Raw genomic sequence first — 18,938 nt, forward strand, 5'->3', positions numbered from 1 at the left:
GTTGAACTGGAAGAAAGCGATCAAAACGACGACTTTGTTCAAGATGTCCTTGAATTTGCCGAAGCGCCCGTTTTATTTGGTGACGGCAATATTCCAGGCAAAAACGATGAAGATTATTTAGGTTGGCAGCGACGCATACATGACAAGCTCATCGCCCATGCTCCTCCCATTGAAGAAGCCAAGGCAGCACCGATTATTGATCTTGAAGAGCTTGCCGGTAACACTGAAAAGATTAATTTTGAGTTACCTGAGTCGCTAAAAAACGCTCCTCATCCACTTTTAGGCCCGGTATGGGTCTTGTGTGCGTCGTTAGGTGGGCCAAAGGCAGTTAAAGAGTTTGTAGATCTATTACCAAAAGACATCCCTGCGAGCTTTCTTTATGCTCAGCATATTGATGCAGGCTGTTTAGATGCTTTGGTGCAATCAGTAGGTCGACATACCCAATTAACGATGGTCAAAGCTGAGCACGGCATTCAACTTGAAAATGGTAAGGTCTGTGTTGTTCCTGTTGATAACGAAATTGAGTTTACTGAGAACTCAGGAGTACTTTGGCGTGATAACGCCTGGAGTGGTCCCTATGGTCCAAGCTTAGATCATCTATTACAAAACGTTTCCGAACATTTTGGAATAAAAGCCAATGCTATCGTCTTTAGTGGAATGGGTACAGACGGCACACTTGGCGCTACACTCATTAAAGAAGTGGGTGGTACGGTTTGGAGTCAGTCAACCGACAGTTGCATACAGCCTTCAATGCCAGACTCCGCTGATGAGGCTGGTTGTATTGATTGGCGAGGCTCACCTAGAGAGCTAGCTGAAAAACTAATTACATGGTTAGCACAGCGTAAAACGCAAGCTGCCTAGTTTGAATTGAAAAGGGTTCAATATGAAAACACCGACTCGATTGCTTTCAAAATCTGATAACGACACAGTGTCCAGTTTACTTGTGCCGGTACAGGGCAAAAGTTTATTGGTCCCCAACGTGGCCATTGCTGAAGTGGTCCCCGCCTCAGAAATTCAAACTCGAGATGGTCTGCCGACTTGGTGTCTAGGATATGTACTTTGGCGCGGTGTTGAGGTGCCTGTTATCAGTTTTGAAATAGCTAACAGCCAGGTCAGTGGTCGCAACAGTATAGATGTTCGTTTAGCGATAATTAACTGTATTGGTGGAGAACAGGGCCGCAAGTTTTTTGCCATTATGTTGCAAGGCATTCCGCGTATGATAAAACTAACCGAAAATGAAATTCGCGAAGACAAACAAACGTCAATTGGCCAGGCTGAGAAAATGGCCGTCCTTACTCAGTTAGGTAAAGCAATAATACCTGACTTAGAGTATTTAGAATCTCTGGCGAGCAAAGTTTAGTTAGCGGTTTAACGTTACTACAGTAACGTCATTGCATGATTTATTTTTCGCTCTAACTTCAATTTGGTTTCTAAGTAGTGCTTAGTTTGTGCTGAGCCAAATGGAAGCTGAGCGACATAGTTATCTGATAAAGCGATATCAGTGATGTAGGCTGGGTATCGCTGGCCCGAAGATCGAATCCCCAAAATATAAGACGCGACGGCTGTAAATAGGCTTTTGCCGAGTATATTGCTACTGAACTCTTTATCGTTACAGGCAATCGTATACTCATCTACTCCGTTAGAACCTAGGTCCATGGTCACCTGAATACTTATGAAATGACCCTTGTTTACTAAGCCCTTAATGGGCGTTCGCTTGGCTAAATATTTATTTTTGTCCGCAGTAAATTCAAAGCATTGAATATTTCGTTGCACGCTAAAAGAGTCTTCTTCGATACTACGCTGTCTATGCTCCGTAATTTTAAGAAATCTTACCAGTGGTGAGATTAGGGTCGCGATATTGAAAAACTCTGTTTTGAAAAAAACTAATGAGCCTTTTTCATCAATCAACCTGATCAATACGTTTTTACCTCGGCGCTCAAAACCAACGCTTATGCAGTTCTCAGTATCGAGTTTGAATAGAGGCGTTAACCAATTGGAGCTTGATTCAAACTGACGATCTATAAGTATAGGATTGTAATCTAATTGCTCTTCCCCTAAATGTCCGACTAGTTCTTGCTCGGAAAGTAGACGTCGATAATTAACAACTTTGTTGGCTATTTGAAACAGTAAAAAATGTTCACTTTCGTTGAATAAAAAGCGGGAGCTTTTTGGATGTTTGCCAGAACATAATGATTCTAAGGCATCGTCGAATAGATCTTTGACTCGCTTAGATATGGCTTGTGGACGAGTTTCATTATGGCAAACCACATTTAGCAACGGCAAACTCATGCTACGTTGCTTATTCAATTTATTAACTAATGAGCAGATCGCTTTTGCAGTCACATCTTCATCTGCGTAGCGCTCAACCACTACCTCTCCCCAGCTATTAACGAGCACCATATCAATGCTGAGTATGAGGTTTTCTCGTCTAGCGCTGAAATCCATGCTGTTACTGCGCTCGGATATCTTCTGGAGTCCTTTTGCAGAAAGGTAGGCGAGGGGGTCTCGACCCAAATTTATAAACAGAACGACTTGGGTTAATTGTGCTGGATGGTAAAAGCTATTTGGATCTATTTTTGGTAGTGGTGTCGGTAAGTGCTGCCGCAGTGACGCTATTGTCATTCTGATTTCGAAGTCGCCAATTTTTTCTTTTAGCGGTTGAATAGGGATATGTAAATGTGCACTTAACAGACCATTCAGATGACACCAGAGAAGTGTTTCCAGTAACCCTTGTGAGTATTTCAACGGAGACAATGCATCGTCATCATCAAGGGGCTGGTTATATGCAGCCCACAAAACGGTCCCTTTTTGTTTGCTCTCTCTTTCATAAAGGCGAATTTTTTCATGCGAGAGATCTATATCTAAACCAATTTTGATAAAGTCAATCTTGCCGGGACGACGATCAAAGGCGGCATGTAATTTTCGGCTCAAGATTAACAAGTCACGTTGACTCATTATGTGCGCGCTGTGATGCTCTGCTGCAAATTCTGTTAAAAAACGATAACTGCGAGTGAGTTCACTAATTAACAATCGACGTTCTTGAATGACATCTTCTATGGACCACTCACGATGATTGTCTAGATAACGAGTTGTATTTTTATCCCAGCCCCAAGATTGCACCAGCAACTCCATAAGCTCACGGCGCCAAGTGCGAGTTCGAGTAGGCTTAGAAACATTAATACCCACCTTAAAGTAGAAACAGCGTCGAAGGAGTTCGAGGCGTGCAAGTTCATTTCTGTCTAACAAATAAGATTCAATACGTTGATACAACATGACATAGGGGTCTAAGTTATCTAATGACAACTGCATTCGATAGACTGCATTTTTATAGGAATGGGCTAAGCTCGTTACTTTTGGAAATTCACGAGCGTAAATCTCCAATAAAATAAGTTTTAAAACAGACTTATAAGGTGAGTCGATCGCTTTATAAATTTGCCATAATCCGGCACCAATAAACTCACCCGCATCAAGTTCTGAAATACCGCCAAAATCAGTTAACTCAGATTCTCGTATATGACCATTTTGGACCATTTCCTCTATGACAACAGGGTGGTTATGCTCCTCTTTTGTAGGCACAAACCACCATGCGGGCAGACAGCCAGCCATTAACTGAGCAGTACGGTAAAATTCATCTAGCAATAAGGTATGTGAGGTAGATCCACAGTTTTCACCGGTAAGTGACTGCTGTTCACCACCTTGAAACCTGTGTGCATTCATTAGAAAAAAGTGTACCTCTAGGTTAAAGCTACTAGCCCATTGGGTAACGGATTCGCATTTTTGGGTAAGTAAGCTGATTTTGTAAGGACTTAACTTACTGTCGTAGCATATCCATATGTCTAAGTCTGAACCTGTAGATTGCCCGATACTGCCACTTGAGCCCATTAAATACATTGCTGAAAGTTCAGGCAGAGGCATGGAGTATTGTGAACCGAACTCTTGACGCGTGATAGATTGCGCGGTACGTATAAGAGCATCTGAGGGTTGATAAAAAGCGATCCCCTTTGGCATTTCTTCTGAATCAATAAAGCCCGGTAAACTACGATGATTAACGTGAAACACTAGAGGCAATAACTCAAAACATTGTTGTTGTTTTATTTGTAGACCATCTTTGAGTCGGCGCAGACGACCTTCATTGACCACTAAAAACCGTTCACGTACTTCCTTTATATGATTCGCAGAAGCGCCTTGGTTCCCGATGTAGCCGATTGGCTTTTGGTCAATTTGAGGTGAGTTAGTGTCCAAAAGGTATTTCATCCAAAATAAGCAATAAGTGCTTGGTAAGTTTAGTTGATTATTCGCATTCTGCCGATTTAATACTTTGTTACAAACGGAAATTTCTAATTAGGGTAGTATGATAAAAAATTGCCACGAACTGTGTGGCCCATTATTTTGCGTATAAGTAGAAATAGCAGATGTTGGAACAACAAAAAAAGATATTAATCGTCGATGATGATGCAGAAATATGTAGCCTGCTGACAGAGTACCTGCAAAAAAATGGCTTTAAAGTCGTTGCTGTAGGTGATGGCGGGGCTATGTTTGAACAGCTTCAAGCTGATCATTTTGATATGATAGTGTTAGATATTATGTTGCCAGGCGATGATGGTTTTACCTTATGTAAAGTGGTACGTAATAAGTCTAATATTCCAATTATCATGCTAACGGCCGGTTCAGATGAAACCGATCGAATTATTGGCTTAGAGCTTGGCGCGGATGATTATGTAGGTAAGCCGTTTAATCCGCGAGAACTGCTTGCTCGAATTAAGGCCGTACTGCGCAGGTATGAAGACTATCAAAAGGAACCTGTAGCCGGATCAACTAAAGAAATTAAAATCATTAAGTTTGGTGATTTCTCATTAAATATGACTAATCGAGAGTTAATGTATAAAGATGAAGAATCTGAATCTTTAAATGGCGCGGATTATAACTTACTAAATTTATTCTTGACTCGGCCGGGCGAGGTTTTGAGTCGAGATGATCTCTCTTATCATTTAAGAGGACGAGACGCCTCTCCATTTGATCGGTCAATTGATGTGCAAATTAGCAGACTTAGAAACCGGTTGAAAGATGATGGTAAGTCACCTCAATTGATCAAAACAGTTCGTGGTGCAGGTTATGTATTAACGGTGCCCGTGGAAACGGTAAACTAAATGCGCATAATTGGTACTACCTCCCTTTATGCTCGTTTTTTGTTTTTGCTGCTAACTGGCTTACTGAGTGCCTTTCTGGTGAGTAACTATTTATGGATTTACGTCCTAGAAGCAAAAAAGGCAGATGAAGGTAGAGGTATGGCCGTTGATATGGCTGCGTCAGTTGGTAGAGCAGTCGAATTCATTCGTGCTTACCCAAAAGAGTACCGACATATCATTTTGAACCAAATGCGAGATATTGGGGGCTCGAGGTTTTTGGTTTCAATCAATGATGAGTTTATTCAGGTTGAACCGATAGAAGCGACAACAATCAGTGATAACTTTCTGAATGATTTTAACCAATCTATCACCGCGACGTTGGGCCAGCGTTTAAAAGACATGCAGGTCACTTTTGCAGATCCGACACAGCTGCGTGTTTATAAAAATGATATTAAACTAATCGATTTACCTCCGCGCTGGGCTCAGAACTCGCTGATACGGGAACCCAATGTAGCACCCGTTTTAGTTGCGCAAATGCCTCTTGGTGGTGGCGAGTGGCTCTACTTAGCCGGGCTGCTGCCGGACCCCTATTATTTATCCGATACTCGCGGCCTGAGTAATCAGCAAATTTTGTTTTTAGTCATTACGTTACTGATACTGGTCGTGTTGAGCTGGCTATTGGTTCGATGGCTAACCTTACCGCTCACAAATTTATCAAAAGCGGCTCGACATTTAGGAACGGACATTGATTATGATTTAAAACCCTTGATGTTGGCTGGTTCGAAAGAGGTTCGGCAAACGGCAGCGGCTTTTAATTTTATGCAAGAGCGTATATTGCGTTTTATAGAAAACAGAGAGCGTATGTTCTCTGCCATTTCCCACGATCTCAAAACCCCTATCACTCGATTAAGGTTGAGAGCAGAGCTGATGGAAGAGTCTGAAACTCAGCATAAAATGATCAAAGATCTCGATGAATTAGAAATTATGGTTAAAGGCGCGTTAGATCTTGGAAAAAGCACTGATTTACATGAAACAACGCATCCAATAAATATTAATCAATTGGTTAGAACGTTTAAAGATGAATTTAAGTTAATGGGTGCAGATTTAGAAATACGAGGCATTGTAAAGCGGCCTTATTATGGCAAACCATTAGCGCTCAAACGTTGCCTGTCTAATCTAATTAATAATGGTATTTTCTATGGCGCAGATGTCGGTATTGATTTAGTTGACTCGCGTCACGAATTGAAGATTTATATCATCGATAATGGCCCAGGTATCCCTGAAAAAGAGCTAGAAAAAGTCTTTGAACCCTATGTAAGATTAGAAGGCTCCCGTAACCGTAACACCGGTGGAGCGGGGTTAGGGTTAAGTATTGCTCGTAATATCGTCCATGGACATGGTGGTCAATTACGTTTGCGAAACCGTATCGGATATGGATTAGAAGCTGCAGTTATTTTACCGAGAATATAAAGTGCGTTCGGCAAATAATACGTCTAGTATTTTGCGAGCAGATTGGTATAGTTAAAAGCTGTACGCTCGGTCAATTTAAGTGAAAATAGGAAATTATTATGTCTACCCCTCATATCAGTGCCGCAAAAGGTGACTTTGCAGAAACAGTCCTTATGCCAGGCGACCCATTACGTGCGAAACACATTGCAGAAACTTATTTGACCAATGTGGTCGAGGTTAATAGCGTAAGAGGCATGCTTGGTTTTACGGGCGAATACAAAGGCTCAAGATTATCTGTCATGGGCTCAGGGATGGGTATTCCATCTATGTCAATTTATGCTAAAGAGTTAATTACTGAGTTTGGTGTGAAAAACATTATTCGCGTCGGAACTTGCGGTGCATTGTCAGATGACGTCAATCTACGTGATGTAATTATCGCAATTGGCGCGAGTACCGATTCAGTTGTGAACCGTACACGGTTAATGGGATTTGATTTCAGTGCTACGGCGAGCTATGAACTTTTGGCGGCCGCGGTAAGCTCTGCGAAAGCTGCGAATATTCCGGTTCGAGTGGGTAATATCTTTTCTTCGGATCTATTCTACACGCCAGTTGATAACATGATGGAACGCCTAGCTCAAATGGGAATTCTAGCCGTCGATATGGAAGCAGCAGGTCTCTACGGCGTTGCAGCTGAATACGGGGCTAACGCCTTGACTGTATTAACCGTCAGTGATCACATTCCTCGTGGCGAAGCCGCAACACCTGAAGAGCGTCAATCATCGTTTAACGACATGATTATTTTAACATTAGATGCAGCGATTACGCTGTAAGGGGATGTTATGAAAGCAGAGCACAAGCTTTTGCCTCTGGCTAAGCAAGCAGCTCAGCGAGCTTATACGCCCTACAGTAAATTTCAGGTAGGGGCTGCTATTTCAACTGCTCAGGGTGAAACCATCTTGGGTTGTAATGTTGAGAATGCGGCTTACCCAGTGACCTTGTGTGCAGAGCGCAATGCGATTACTACCGCGGTGGCTAACGGCGCGCGTCCAGGCGATATTCTTGAAGTGGTGATCTTTGTTGATACAGAAGAGGTAGTCTCTCCTTGTGGCGCTTGTCGCCAAGTCATGAGCGAATTCATGTCGCAACAGGCCAATGTCACCTCTTATAATCGCCATGGTGAGTCTAAGACATGGACAGTGGCTCAACTGCTACCCGATAGCTTTAGCTTGTTATAGCGTCTGCCAAAGGGTGTTAAAAATCACCTGATGGGTATTAGCGATAGTGGGTGACTGGATAACCACCGCGGTTGGAAGGTCACCATCACTGAGTGATATTAACGCGACCTTGGGTGGGTAAATTGCAATGTACGAGCCAGCGTTTTCACTCGACTTTTCATCAATCCATTTTCGATCAGCAAGCGGTGCATCTCGGCCACCTTCACCAATCGCAATCACTTTAACATTAATGCCCAGCTTAACTCGTGCTCGAGTGTAATTTGGAAAAGGCCGGTACAGGTGCTTTCGAATGGCTTTTGCAGAGTAAACGCAGTAGTTTTTACTGGGCTGCTCACTGACCGTGCTCAGTATGTCCTTTAAAACAAATTCAATGCCATCATCGCCTTCATAATAATGTACATCTGCATTGCCGGTAATGGGCTGGAGGTGTGACAACTGAGGGATGATTTTGTCTTCAAGCAGGTCCATGGCTTCTGAAACTTGGTTTTGATGATTCAGTGCCAGCTCTCTTAGCCGAGAAGGTGGCTCCGCTCGAAAATGCCGGCGTTTACCCTTGGGAAAGTAGCTTACGACCCCCTTTTGTTGCATACGCTTTAAAAGCTCATGTGTTGTGCCGCGGTTAATACCAGATCTATCGGCAACATCTCGAATTGAAGCCGGGCCAGATTCAAGCAGCGCTAAATAGATTCGTGTTTCTCTCGGCTCAAGCCCGAATATTCTTAATACTTCTGCAGTGTTCATGCCGATTCCCTAGGGGCAAAATCAAAGACATCACTGAGCACACTGGCCGGCCTAAACCCTTTTTCAACCAACGCATCAAATAGGCTATAAACCATTTTAGGTGAACCGCAGAGGATAGTTTGAGCCTTGGTTAAATCAGATTGTTCGGACAAAATGCTGTGTAGCAGCATTTGATGCTTGTCTTCCCAGTGGCTTTGTTCTGAAATGAGTGCGGTTAGGTGAATATTCGCTTCTTGTTCTGCCCAAGCTTCAGCCTTTTCCAGCATATAGAGTTGGCCTAATTTATAACTGGCCCAATAAATATAAATAGGGCGTTCACTGTCATTTGCGATGTAATCTTCAACGATTGACTTAACTTGGCTAAAGCCAGTTCCGGATGCAATAAGCAATAAGGGACCTGTTTCTTTTGCTAGAGAGGGTAAAATACAGCGTCCGCCAGCCGGAGCGAGTGATACAGAGCCTTGCTGACGTAAATACTCTATTAACCGGTCATTGGTTTCAGTGCCGCCTTGAACGTGCAGCTCAATGCAAGGGCTGTGTGGTGCAGAAGCAATGGTAAAGTATAAAAACTGAAAACCGTCGATCAGCAGTTCTGTAAACTGTCCTGCCTGAAAAGGATATTCATCAAGTGGTTTTAATAATACTTGCCAGACTTTACCGTTCATTAGTTTTAAATCATGAACGGTTGCAATAGTCGAGTTGGGCAACACGCATCTCCAGTCGGTTTGGTCAATGTCAATGGACATTATACAAAATTCGATGCAGAAGGCGATAACCTATGAGTTAGGCTTTGTTAGTTTCGCTTCGATATAAGACATAGATATGGTACATATTGATCAGTACAATAAAGGCATTGAGTACCAATACCGGCCATGCCGAAATAATAAATCCGTAGCTCGCAAACATACCCGCACCAATCATATTGATCCAACGCAAACGCTTTATATCTGACATTGTTAATGATACTGCGATAATGAGTGAGCCTAAATAGCCATACCACTCTATTAACCCGATTGATTCCATAACCTAGACTACCCTATTTGACCTAATGGTCAGAAATTATAATCGGACTCTGTAGAAATGCTACTCTTTATTTCATATTGACGGTTTAAACCGCCAATATGTGTCAAATATCTCCTATTTCACGCATAATCGCGTCGACTCTTTTTACTACATCCAAATCTTTGACGATTGGACGGCCCCATTCTCGAGAGGTTTCACCTGGCCACTTATTAGTCGCATCCATCCCCATTTTGGAACCAAGTCCGGAAATAGGGCTAGCGAAATCTAAGTAATCGATGGGCGTATTGTCAATTAAGGTCGTGTCTCTGGTTGGATCCATACGCGTGGTAATCGCCCAGATAACGTCGTTCCAATCGCGAGGATTAACATCATCATCGACCACAATAACAAATTTGGTGTACATAAACTGGCGCAAAAACGACCAGGTACCGAGCATGACGCGTTTCGCATGCCCCGGGTATTGTTTTTTAATGCTGATGACAGCCATTCGATAGGAACAGCCTTCAGGCGGTAAGTAAAAATCTATAATTTCTGGAAACTGCTTTTGTAGAATCGGAACGAAGACTTCATTCAGCGCCACTCCCAAAACCGCAGGTTCATCAGGGGGCCGGCCGGTATAAGTGCTGTGATAAATAGGGTCGTTGCGGTGTGTCATGCACTCAACGGTGAAAACTGGAAACTCATCAACTTCGTTGTAGTACCCAGTATGATCGCCATAAGGTCCTTCAGGTGCAGTTTCTCCTGGGTAGATATAGCCTTCAAGAATAATTTCTGCACTGGCCGGCACTTTTAAATCATGCAGCTGACACTTCACCAGTTCGGTACGACTGTCTCGAAGTAACCCAGCGAAAGCGTATTCTGACAGCGTATCGGGTACTGGGGTTACCGCACCAAGAATAGTAGCCGGGTCGGCACCTAAGGCAACCGCGACAGGGAAGGGTTTACCTGGATGAGCCTTTTGCCAAGCTTGAAAATCTAGAGCGCCGCCACGATGCGATAGCCAGCGCATAATCAGTTTGTTTTTCCCGATAACCTGTTGCCGGTAAATGCCAAGGTTTGTGCGACCGCCATCTGGTCCTTGGGTGATGACTAAGGGCCAAGTTACTAATGGCGCCGCGTCATCTGGCCAGCAAGTCCAAACGGGTAGGGTTGATAAATCAACATCGCTACCTTGAATAATATTTTCTTGGCAAACGCCTTTTTTCAACGTCTTAGGTGCCATGCTGAGCACTTTTTTTAAGAGTGGCATTTTTTGCCAAGCGTCTTTGAGTCCAGAGGGCGCGTCGGGCTCTTTTAAATAGGCCAAAAGCTTACCAATTTCTCGTAACTCAAGAGTCGACTCAGCGCCCATGCCTAAGGCTACTCGTTCGGGTGTGCCGAAAAGGTTGCCTAACACGGGCATTTTATAGCCGCTCGGGTTTTCAAAAAGTAGTGCAGGGCCTTTATTACGCAATACACGATCACACATTTCAGTCATTTCTAAATGAGGGTCAACGGCTGCCGTTATGCGTTTCAGTTCACCTCTTTTCTCTAAGGCTTGATTAAAATCTCGTAAATCTGTGTATTTCATAGGCCTAGCCACATTTAAAAAGTGAGTTAATGCTAATGCATGTTAGATGAAAGCCCAAGGGGCGTTAGTTATTGAGTTGTTTAATGTCGATAAACATTGATTCACGTGTTGCGTTTGCTGCTTCGAGTTTATCTAAATAGGTTTGCCAATAATCATTTTTTTGATCACAAAGTTTTTTAAGGTAACCCCAATCAAATAACCCCGTGTCATGTCCATCACTGAAGGTGATTTTTATCGCATACCGGCCGGTTGGTTCTATTTTACTGATGGTGACATTCTTTTTGCCCGTTTGAAGTACCTGCTGGCCAATACCATGACCCCTGACTTCAGCTGACGGTGAATGTACTCGTAAAAACTCGGCGCTAAGGGAGGCTTCACTCGCATCTGGCCAAGTTATATAAAGCAATGCTGTAGCTTGTTGATAGTCTATTTTACTAGGGGCGTTATGCATGAGGCGTCCAGAAAATTAACAGGTCATTATTATGCCTTGAATAAAAGAAACATAAAGTGAAATTAAAGCACTGCCGTCCCATTTATATTTCACAGTTTAGGTACGGTTCAGCGGCCCATTGCTTGAAATTTCGGTCGCTCGGGATGCCGCCCAATAACCCGTCCATGGGGGCTTGATTGAAACATCCATGTTTCAAACACCCGAATTCCAAGCAATGAGCCGCTTCCAAAATATGGGACAGCAGTAAAAATCGAGCCGTTTTATATCTCAGAAGACCCACCGATTCAGCTAAGCTGCTGTAAAAATAGGGTGTTCATTGGCATGGATGCCAATGACGAGCCCCCATGGGTGGGTTTACGGCGTCCCTAGTTTTACAGTACCTTGGCTTAGCGGCAGTGCTACTAGACAGTACTGCTAGAGAATGAATCGACTTAAGTCTTCATTTTGTGCCAGCTCTGCGAGTGTGTCTTGAACCATTTTAGCATCGACTTCTAATTTTTGACCGCCACGCTCACTGGCATTATAAGAAGCTTCTTCGAAGAGTCGCTCCATGATGGTATGTAAGCGACGTGCACCAATGTTCTCAGTGTTTTCGTTGACGTTGAACGCGGTGTTAGCGATGGCTTCAATGGCTTCATCGGTGAAGTTAACCTCTAAGCCTTCGGCACCCATAAGCGCAATATACTGCTCGGTAATGGCGTAATCGGGTTCGGTTAAAATGCGTTTGAAATCACTTGGTGTTAAGGCCTTTAAGTTAACACGAATCGGTAAGCGACCTTGTAACTCTGGGATTAAATCACTGGGCTTAGAAAAGTGGAAAGCACCGCTACCAATGAATAAAATATGATCTGTTTTGACCATGCCGTATTTAGTATTGATGGTGCAGCCTTCAATCAGTGGCAGTAAATCACGTTGTACACCGTCGCGGCTAACGTCTCCGCCACCTCGGTTGTCGCTTTTAGCAATTTTGTCAATTTCGTCGATAAACACAATGCCGTTTTGTTCAACGGCATTTAATGCGCGTTGTTTTAAATCGTCTTCGTTAACCAGTTTAGCGGCTTCTTCATCAGTTAAAAGCTTAAGCGCTTCTTTAATTGGCAGCTTACGTTTTGTTTTTTTCTGATTGCCCATGTTCGAAAACATGTTTTGCAATTGGCTGGTCATTTCTTCCATACCCGGCGGTGCCATTATCTCTACGCCTACAGGGGTATCAGCAATATCGAGCTCAATCTCTTTGTCGTCTAGCTCGCCTTGGCGAAGCTTCTTACGAAATACCTGACGTGTAGATGAGCTGGTATCGGTGGCTTCGGTCTCGCCTTGTGCATTACGTGGCGCAGGTAGCAATATATCTAGAATACGATCTTCGGCTGCATCTTCTGCTCGTGGCTTTGCTGCGTTCATTTCGTGTTCGCGGAACATCTTAATACCAGTTTCTACTAGATCTCGAATGATAGATTCAACATCTCGACCAACATAGCCGACTTCGGTAAATTTGGTAGCTTCGACTTTAATAAAAGGTGCATTTGAAAGCTTGGCCAAGCGACGAGCAATTTCAGTTTTGCCGACACCGGTAGGGCCAATCATTAAAATATTTTTGGGTGATATTTCTTCACGCATACGCTCGTCTAACTGCATACGGCGCCAGCGATTACGCAGTGCAATCGCCACTGCCCGTTTGGCATCATCTTGACCGACAATGTGTTTATCTAATTCATGCACGATTTCGCGCGGAGTCATGGTAGACATAATTACCTCTAAAAACGGAAGTCAGCTGCTTAGAGCACCTCAACAACCGTATTGTGATTGGTGTAAACACAGATATCGGCTGCGAGTTCTAATGATTTCTCAGCAATTTCTTGTGCAGAAAGTTCCGTGTTGTCATAAAGTGCACGGGCGGCGGCCATAGCAAAATTGCCGCCAGAGCCAATAGATACAACGCCGTGTTCAGGTTCAACCACATCACCTGTACCTGAAATTAGTAGGCTAGCTTCTTTATCTGCAACTATGAGCATCGCCTCTAGTTTGCGTAAGGCCCGATCACTGCGCCACTCTTTGGCTAGCTCAACAGCCGCACGGGTTAAATGGCCGCTGTGTTGCTGCAAATGGCCTTCAAATTTTTCAAACAATGTAAAAGCATCCGCCGTACTGCCAGCAAAGCCAGCAATAACCTGATCATTATATAAACGGCGAACCTTACGAGCATTACCCTTCATCACGGTATTACCCAGTGAAACTTGACCATCACCGGCAACAACAACCTGATCATTGCGGCGAACTGCGACTATGGTGGTCATAACAATTACCAAAAATATGAGTTCAAAGGAGTATTTGGGGGCGGGAGTGTTTTTTTAAAGGGTTTTTTAAGAACGGTGTTGAAGGGCAGAACGGTGCCTTGGAGGCACCGCGAGCTGCAAGTTGTCAGCTGCAAGTAAATTCAAAAGACAAAAAAAGTATTGTGTTGTGAGCGAACGCTCTTATTTTTGCCCGCAGCCCGCAGCCCGCAGCCCGCAGCCCGCAGCCCGCAGCCCGCAGCCCACAGCCCGCAGCCCGCAGCTCAATACCCATGACTCATTTTACTCTGCGCTTTTCTCTGCATGCTGGAGCGTATTAATGAGGCCATTGTGACGCCGACTAAATAGGCTGCGACGCCTAGAAGTAAGGTTGAGTTACTGTAGGCGATGGCCGTTAGGGCGGGGCCTGGGCAAAAACCGCCGATGCCCCAGCCGATGCCGAAGATACCTGAGCCTATTAGTAATTGGCTGTCTAATTTTTCGCGTGTGGGTAAGCGCCAATACTCTGCATAGAGTGGGCGATTCATCTTACGGCCGATTAGGTTGGCGATAATCATAATAGTAAGTCCGCCGAGCATTACCAAGCCTAAACTAGGATCCCATTGACCGCTTATATCTAAGAAATTAATGACTTTTGCAGGGTTGACCATGCCTGAAACACATAGGCCTGCACCAAATAAGATGCCTGTAAGTAGTGAGATTATCGACTTCATGTTTAACCTCCTACCACGTGGCGAATAATGAATACGGTAATTATAGCGGTCGCCATAAAGGTGACGGTAGCGGCCATGGACCTAACGCTCCAGCGTGAAATGCCGCAAATACCATGGCCGGATGTGCAGCCACTACCGAATGTTGCGCCAATACCGACTAACAAGCCTGCGAGTACGACCCAATAACCTTCTACAGCTGGCTCTAAGGTTTCTAAAGCACCACCATTGGACCGATAGATAAGACCGCCGATGACTAAGCCGATCAAAAATAAAATACGCCAGCTTACTTCCCCTTTAATCGGGCTTAATAACCCGCTAACCATACCGTTTATACCGGCGACATCGCCTCTTAGTAAATAAAGCATCATAGCTGCCGCGCCAAGCATGAGTCCGCCAAGATAGGCATTCAAAGGCTCAAAGTTAACAATTTCCATAGGTTACCCTCTTTTGGTTTGAAGTAAGGTCAAAATGTATGCTCAATACTGTTAGCCATCTGCTTCGATGGCTACTTTGAATGAACACTCTGAGCCTAAAACAATTCGTTTATCGTCTAATTGAATAACAACTTCGCTGGGTGCTGAGGCATCTGCTCTTAAAACGCGACCACGTTGCGGGCGTTTTGAATCGTAACCTAGCATGACGACTACTTTTTTATTAAGCAGGGTGTTGTCTTGGTCTGGGTACTTGTCAACGCCAAGGTATTTAAATCGACTCATAAATGTTTCCTTACTTATTTAACACTGTAGCTAATATGAACGGCGTCTTTGCCAGTCAGCACTTGCGCCATGATAGATGAGGGTTGATGTAACCACTTAAATTTATGTGAGCTTTGTAAAGCATCGAATATAGTAAACGAAGCCATTGATTTAAGGGTAGCCAGCTGAGCGTCTGAACAAGAAATAACGATGCGAGGGAAGGCTAACTTTTTGGCTTTAATGGCCTCTATGACATTCTTTAATTGGCTTTCTACTTGAACTTCTAGACTATCGCGTTGGCTGACTTCTGTTATATCTATACCAAGTTCAATTGATATCCACTTGGTGCGGCCCATATTTCCTCGAAGTTTACTGAGCATAGACTCTTCTATAATTTGGCTACGTGTCCACGGGTTGAGTTGATTGCAAGGCATTATGGAAACAGTTCTAGTGCGGGCGGTAATTTGTTCAAAATAGCGCTTTAGCTGTGTTAGCGGAACTGACTTATCTGTTTCAATTTTACTGAGAAGGTGTTGGCATTGCCAAACGATTAAGCCTGTGCCTGTAAACCAGCTTTCCGTTTTTATAATGAAGGTTTTTAATTTTCCCGTTTTGATTTTATGGCGACTAAAGAATTCAATGTATTGAGTCTTTTGTCGAACTTGGGCGTTAATCATTTCTTCTAATTGCTGCGGGAAAATATCTTGGTGGGGGGCAAACATAAATAATGCATCTTGCTCAATAGAGTGCTCTGCAAGCGAGTCTGCCCAATTGAACTTGGAGTTTTTTATTAGGCCGCTGGTACGTTCATTCACTTCCGCATTTTGGAAGAAAAGCTGACGGGCGTAACCATCTGGAGGGTCTTCACACTGCATATCATTCCAGATTACTTCACCTTGTTTTAGGTGAATGTTTGCGGCGTTAGGCAAACCCGAAATATAAGAAGCGCTGTCTGTTATTAAAGCTATGGATTCAACCGTGCTCATGAGTGACAAAATATCCGAAGTTTTCGAATCAATTACATTAGCTTATTCTTAAGGATAATGAAAGGAAGGGGAAAGACAGAACGGTGCCTTGAAGGCACCGCGAGTTTTGAGCTGCAAGCTGCAAGTAAGTTCAAAAGACAAAAAACGTTGTGTTGTGAGTTGAGGCTCTTATATTTGCCCGCAGCCCGCAGCCCGCAGCCCGCAGCCCGCAGCCCGCAGCCCGCAGCCCGCAGCCGCTTAAAGCGCCCTCACCATCACCTGGTGATTTAGCTCTGCAAGGCGGTCTTGGGCTCTATTTAATTCTGAGCGGTTGGTGAAGGGGCCTACGACTACACGGTGGTAGGTTCCTTTATCGCCAAGATCTACTGTATTGATACTTGAGGTGGGTAGGCCATTTAAGATGAGCTCTGCCCGTAAGCGATCAGCGTCTCCAACTCGGGTAAATGAGGCTACTTGAATCATCCAGCTGCTGGCTTTAGGCGGAGCGACTGGCTGAGTGACGGTGCTTGAGTTTGTATTAGATGAAGTGCCGGGGGCTTCTTCAGGTGCAATTAAGGGTACTTCGTCGTCTTGAAGTAACTGGTAGAATTCAAATGCTTGTTTGAGCGTTTCGGTTTTGTTCTTTATTTCTTCAGCTTGCTCAATTTTAGGCGCAGGCGCTGGGGTATCCTGCGGATTACTTTCTTTTAGGGCAATATTGAGTTGCTCACGAACAGCCTCAGCTCCGCCATCTTCTGGTGGAACTTTCGCTAGGAAAAATAGAAAGCCGACAAAGCTGACCGCCACAATGGTGGTAAATAGCCACACCCATTTCGGAATGCGGCTACTATCTGTTTGTTTAGGCTTGTGTGCGAAATCTCGTGCCATTTGACCTCAAATTACATCTGTTCAGGTGCGCTAACACCTAATAAATCTAAACCGTTAGCAATGACTTGCGCGACTGCACGGGACAGAACTAATCGAGCGTTACGTACTTGAGCATCGTCGATGAGCATTTTGTTGCTGTTGTAGTAGCTGTGGAACAAGCCAGCTAAGTCTTTCAGGTAGGTCGCTATAGAAGCGGGCTCAAGTGACACACCAGCATTTTTAACCACATCTGGGTATTTACGCAATTGTGTCATGAGTTCACGCTCTGCATCCAAATTTAGCGAACCCAGGGCTTCTAAGCCAAGGCTTTGATCATAACTATGACCTTGCTCCGCCAGTTTCTTAAGTACACCAAATACGCGAGCGTGTGCGTATTGAATGTAGTAAACCGGGTTGTCGTTATTCTTTGAGCGCGCTAAATCGATATCAAACGTAATTTGTGCATCGGAGCGACGAGACACTAAGAAATAACGGGTGGCATCGCGACCCACTTCATCAATGAGGTCGCGCAAGGTGACATAGCTGCCAGCACGCTTCGACAGTTTTACTTCAACTCCACCCCGCATTACAAGAACCATTTGGTGCAAAACATACTCAGGGAAACCCTCGGGTATGCCGATTTGTAATGCCTGGATACCCGCTCGCACTCGTGTGACGGTGCTGTGGTGATCTGCGCCTTGTTCGTTAATGACACGAGCGAAGCCGCGTTCGAATTTGTTTTTGTGGTAAGCGACATCGGGCAAGAAATACGTATAGTTGCCATCTTTCTTGCGCATAACGCGGTCTTTGTCGTCACCAAACTCTGTTGTTTTTAGCCACAGCGCGCCATCTTTTTCATACGTGAAATTATTGGCAATTAGTTGTTGAACGGTTTGCTCAACTAGGCCTTCAGAATAAAGAGATGATTCTAAAAAGTAGACATCGAACTGGACATCAAAGGCTTTTAAATCGAGATCTTGTTCACGGCGTAAATAAGCAACAGCAAAATCTTGAATGGCCTCTAAATCGTCAGGGTTAGCTGTGCCGGTTACGCTACGGTCATCGGCAACAATGGTGTCGCCTGCTAAATAGCTTTTAGCTACATCGGCTATGTACTCGCCACGATAACCATCTTCTGGCCAAGCGTCGTCGTCAGGCGTTAAACCTTTAACACGAGACTGGACTGACAGAGCTAAGTTACTTATTTGTACACCGGCATCGTTGTAATAAAACTCACGTGTAGGGTTCCAGCCATTGGCAGCCAAAACACGGCATAGTGAATCACCGACGGCAGCGCCACGACCATGGCCCACATGCAATGGCCCGGTAGGGTTGGCGGAAACGAATTCAATTTGAACTTTTTTGTTCTCGCCGCTGGTGTTGGTACCAAATTTATCAGCTTGCTCTAAAATGTCGGCAACAATGGCTGCACTTGAGGCGCTGGCTAAGTAAAAGTTAATAAAGCCCGGCCCAGCAATCTCTACTTTACTGATGATGTCATTTGCAGGAATAGCAGCAATTAACTTTTCTGCCACAACCCTAGGGTTGCTTTTACAGGGCTTCGCTAACGTCAATGCTAGGTTAGTGGCTAAATCACCATGGCTTTTATCCCGAGTGTTATCAACAGATACAGTGACTGCGTGATCTTCAGGGATGAAGCCGTCTGCTTTTAAGGATTGCGCTGCGGCTTCCAGCAATTGAGTGATTTGCTGCTTCATTGACTTAGGTGCTCCGGAAATTAGGGTGTGAATACGATGGGCCATTATCCATATTTTCAGCCCCCCTCGCTAGGGGGCACAGGTCAGTGAAGTG

At 44.3% G+C, this 18,938-nt stretch carries 20 protein-coding genes; 6 read left to right on the top strand and 14 right to left on the bottom strand.

The annotated features are described in order from the left end of the window. Together ACI882_RS00005 and ACI882_RS00010 are read left to right on the top strand one after the other, a co-directional pair. Positions 1-861, top strand: an 861-nt coding sequence (locus tag ACI882_RS00005) for a chemotaxis protein CheB (RefSeq protein ID WP_411748427.1), incomplete at its 5' end; no start/stop codon positions are given. Between the two features lie 22 nt (positions 862-883). Continuing rightward, positions 884-1,360 (top strand): chemotaxis protein CheW, encoded by a 477-nt coding sequence (locus ACI882_RS00010; RefSeq protein WP_411743162.1) that lies wholly within the window; start codon positions 884-886, stop codon positions 1,358-1,360. A 17-nt stretch (positions 1,361-1,377) separates the two neighbouring features. On the opposite strand, the gene ACI882_RS00015 is transcribed toward ACI882_RS00010, so the two are convergent. Then, the gene (locus ACI882_RS00015; RefSeq protein ID WP_411746421.1) at positions 1,378-4,242 is read right to left on the bottom strand and encodes a class I adenylate cyclase; all 2,865 of its coding nucleotides are present in this window, start codon (positions 4,240-4,242) and stop codon (positions 1,378-1,380) included. A gap of 170 nt (positions 4,243-4,412) precedes the next feature. On the opposite strand from ACI882_RS00015, the gene ACI882_RS00020 reads away from it, so the two are divergent. From ACI882_RS00020 to cdd, 4 genes are all read left to right on the top strand, one after another. Beyond that, the gene (locus tag ACI882_RS00020) at positions 4,413-5,147 is read left to right on the top strand and encodes a response regulator (RefSeq protein ID WP_411746102.1); all 735 of its coding nucleotides are present in this window, start codon (positions 4,413-4,415) and stop codon (positions 5,145-5,147) included. Next, positions 5,148-6,596, top strand: coding sequence for an ATP-binding protein (locus ACI882_RS00025; RefSeq protein WP_411746420.1), 1,449 nt, complete (start codon positions 5,148-5,150; stop codon positions 6,594-6,596). Positions 6,597-6,694: 98 nt separating this feature from the next. Then, a complete protein-coding gene (gene deoD, locus ACI882_RS00030) occupies positions 6,695-7,405 on the top strand; it encodes a purine-nucleoside phosphorylase (protein WP_411746058.1) in 711 nt (236 codons plus the stop codon). A gap of 9 nt (positions 7,406-7,414) precedes the next feature. Then, positions 7,415-7,810, top strand: coding sequence for a cytidine deaminase (gene cdd, locus ACI882_RS00035; protein WP_411746059.1), 396 nt, complete (start codon positions 7,415-7,417; stop codon positions 7,808-7,810). On the opposite strand, the gene ACI882_RS00040 is transcribed toward cdd, so the two are convergent. The 13 genes from ACI882_RS00040 to argS form a co-directional block, all read right to left on the bottom strand. Beyond that, positions 7,805-8,551 carry a TrmB family transcriptional regulator gene (locus ACI882_RS00040; RefSeq protein WP_411746060.1) on the bottom strand — a complete coding sequence of 249 codons (747 nt, stop codon included), beginning with the start codon at positions 8,549-8,551 and terminating at the stop codon, positions 7,805-7,807. The genes cdd and ACI882_RS00040 overlap by 6 nt on opposite strands. Then, the gene (locus ACI882_RS00045; protein WP_411746061.1) at positions 8,548-9,297 is read right to left on the bottom strand and encodes a hypothetical protein; all 750 of its coding nucleotides are present in this window, start codon (positions 9,295-9,297) and stop codon (positions 8,548-8,550) included. The genes ACI882_RS00040 and ACI882_RS00045 overlap by 4 nt, the downstream gene beginning before the upstream one ends. Before the next feature lie 37 nt (positions 9,298-9,334). Beyond that, positions 9,335-9,574, bottom strand: coding sequence for a hypothetical protein (locus tag ACI882_RS00050; RefSeq protein WP_411746062.1), 240 nt, complete (start codon positions 9,572-9,574; stop codon positions 9,335-9,337). A 103-nt stretch (positions 9,575-9,677) separates the two neighbouring features. Then, positions 9,678-11,144: a 4-hydroxy-3-polyprenylbenzoate decarboxylase gene (ubiD, locus tag ACI882_RS00055; RefSeq protein ID WP_411745817.1), complete on the bottom strand. Its 1,467-nt coding sequence runs from the start codon at positions 11,142-11,144 to the stop codon at positions 9,678-9,680. Between the two features lie 64 nt (positions 11,145-11,208). Further along, positions 11,209-11,595, bottom strand: a complete 387-nt coding sequence (locus tag ACI882_RS00060) for a gamma-butyrobetaine hydroxylase-like domain-containing protein (protein ID WP_411745816.1) — start codon at positions 11,593-11,595, stop codon at positions 11,209-11,211. Between the two features lie 414 nt (positions 11,596-12,009). Continuing rightward, entirely contained in the window at positions 12,010-13,341 is a 1,332-nt protein-coding gene (gene hslU / locus ACI882_RS00065; protein ID WP_411745815.1) for an ATP-dependent protease ATPase subunit HslU, read from the bottom strand. Between the two features lie 29 nt (positions 13,342-13,370). After that, complete coding sequence (gene hslV / locus ACI882_RS00070) at positions 13,371-13,889, bottom strand: ATP-dependent protease subunit HslV (RefSeq protein ID WP_411745814.1); 519 nt, start codon at positions 13,887-13,889, stop codon at positions 13,371-13,373. A gap of 260 nt (positions 13,890-14,149) precedes the next feature. After that, positions 14,150-14,599, bottom strand: a complete 450-nt coding sequence (locus ACI882_RS00075; protein ID WP_411745813.1) for a DUF6691 family protein — start codon at positions 14,597-14,599, stop codon at positions 14,150-14,152. A 2-nt stretch (positions 14,600-14,601) separates the two neighbouring features. Then, complete coding sequence (locus ACI882_RS00080; protein WP_411745812.1) at positions 14,602-15,033, bottom strand: YeeE/YedE family protein; 432 nt, start codon at positions 15,031-15,033, stop codon at positions 14,602-14,604. Positions 15,034-15,084: 51 nt separating this feature from the next. Next, on the bottom strand, positions 15,085-15,315 hold the full coding sequence (locus ACI882_RS00085; protein ID WP_411746419.1) for a hypothetical protein: 231 nt from the start codon (positions 15,313-15,315) through the stop codon (positions 15,085-15,087). 14 nt (positions 15,316-15,329) lie between these two features. Beyond that, positions 15,330-16,280, bottom strand: coding sequence for a hypothetical protein (locus tag ACI882_RS00090; protein ID WP_411743423.1), 951 nt, complete (start codon positions 16,278-16,280; stop codon positions 15,330-15,332). A gap of 237 nt (positions 16,281-16,517) precedes the next feature. Further along, entirely contained in the window at positions 16,518-17,147 is a 630-nt protein-coding gene (locus tag ACI882_RS00095; protein WP_411743424.1) for an SPOR domain-containing protein, read from the bottom strand. An 11-nt stretch (positions 17,148-17,158) separates the two neighbouring features. After that, entirely contained in the window at positions 17,159-18,844 is a 1,686-nt protein-coding gene (gene argS, locus ACI882_RS00100) for an arginine--tRNA ligase (protein ID WP_411743450.1), read from the bottom strand. Positions 18,845-18,938: the final 94 nt, after the last annotated feature.

The sequence above is a fragment of the Reinekea sp. genome (genome assembly GCF_046710285.1).
Taxonomy (GTDB): domain Bacteria; phylum Pseudomonadota; class Gammaproteobacteria; order Pseudomonadales; family Natronospirillaceae; genus Reinekea.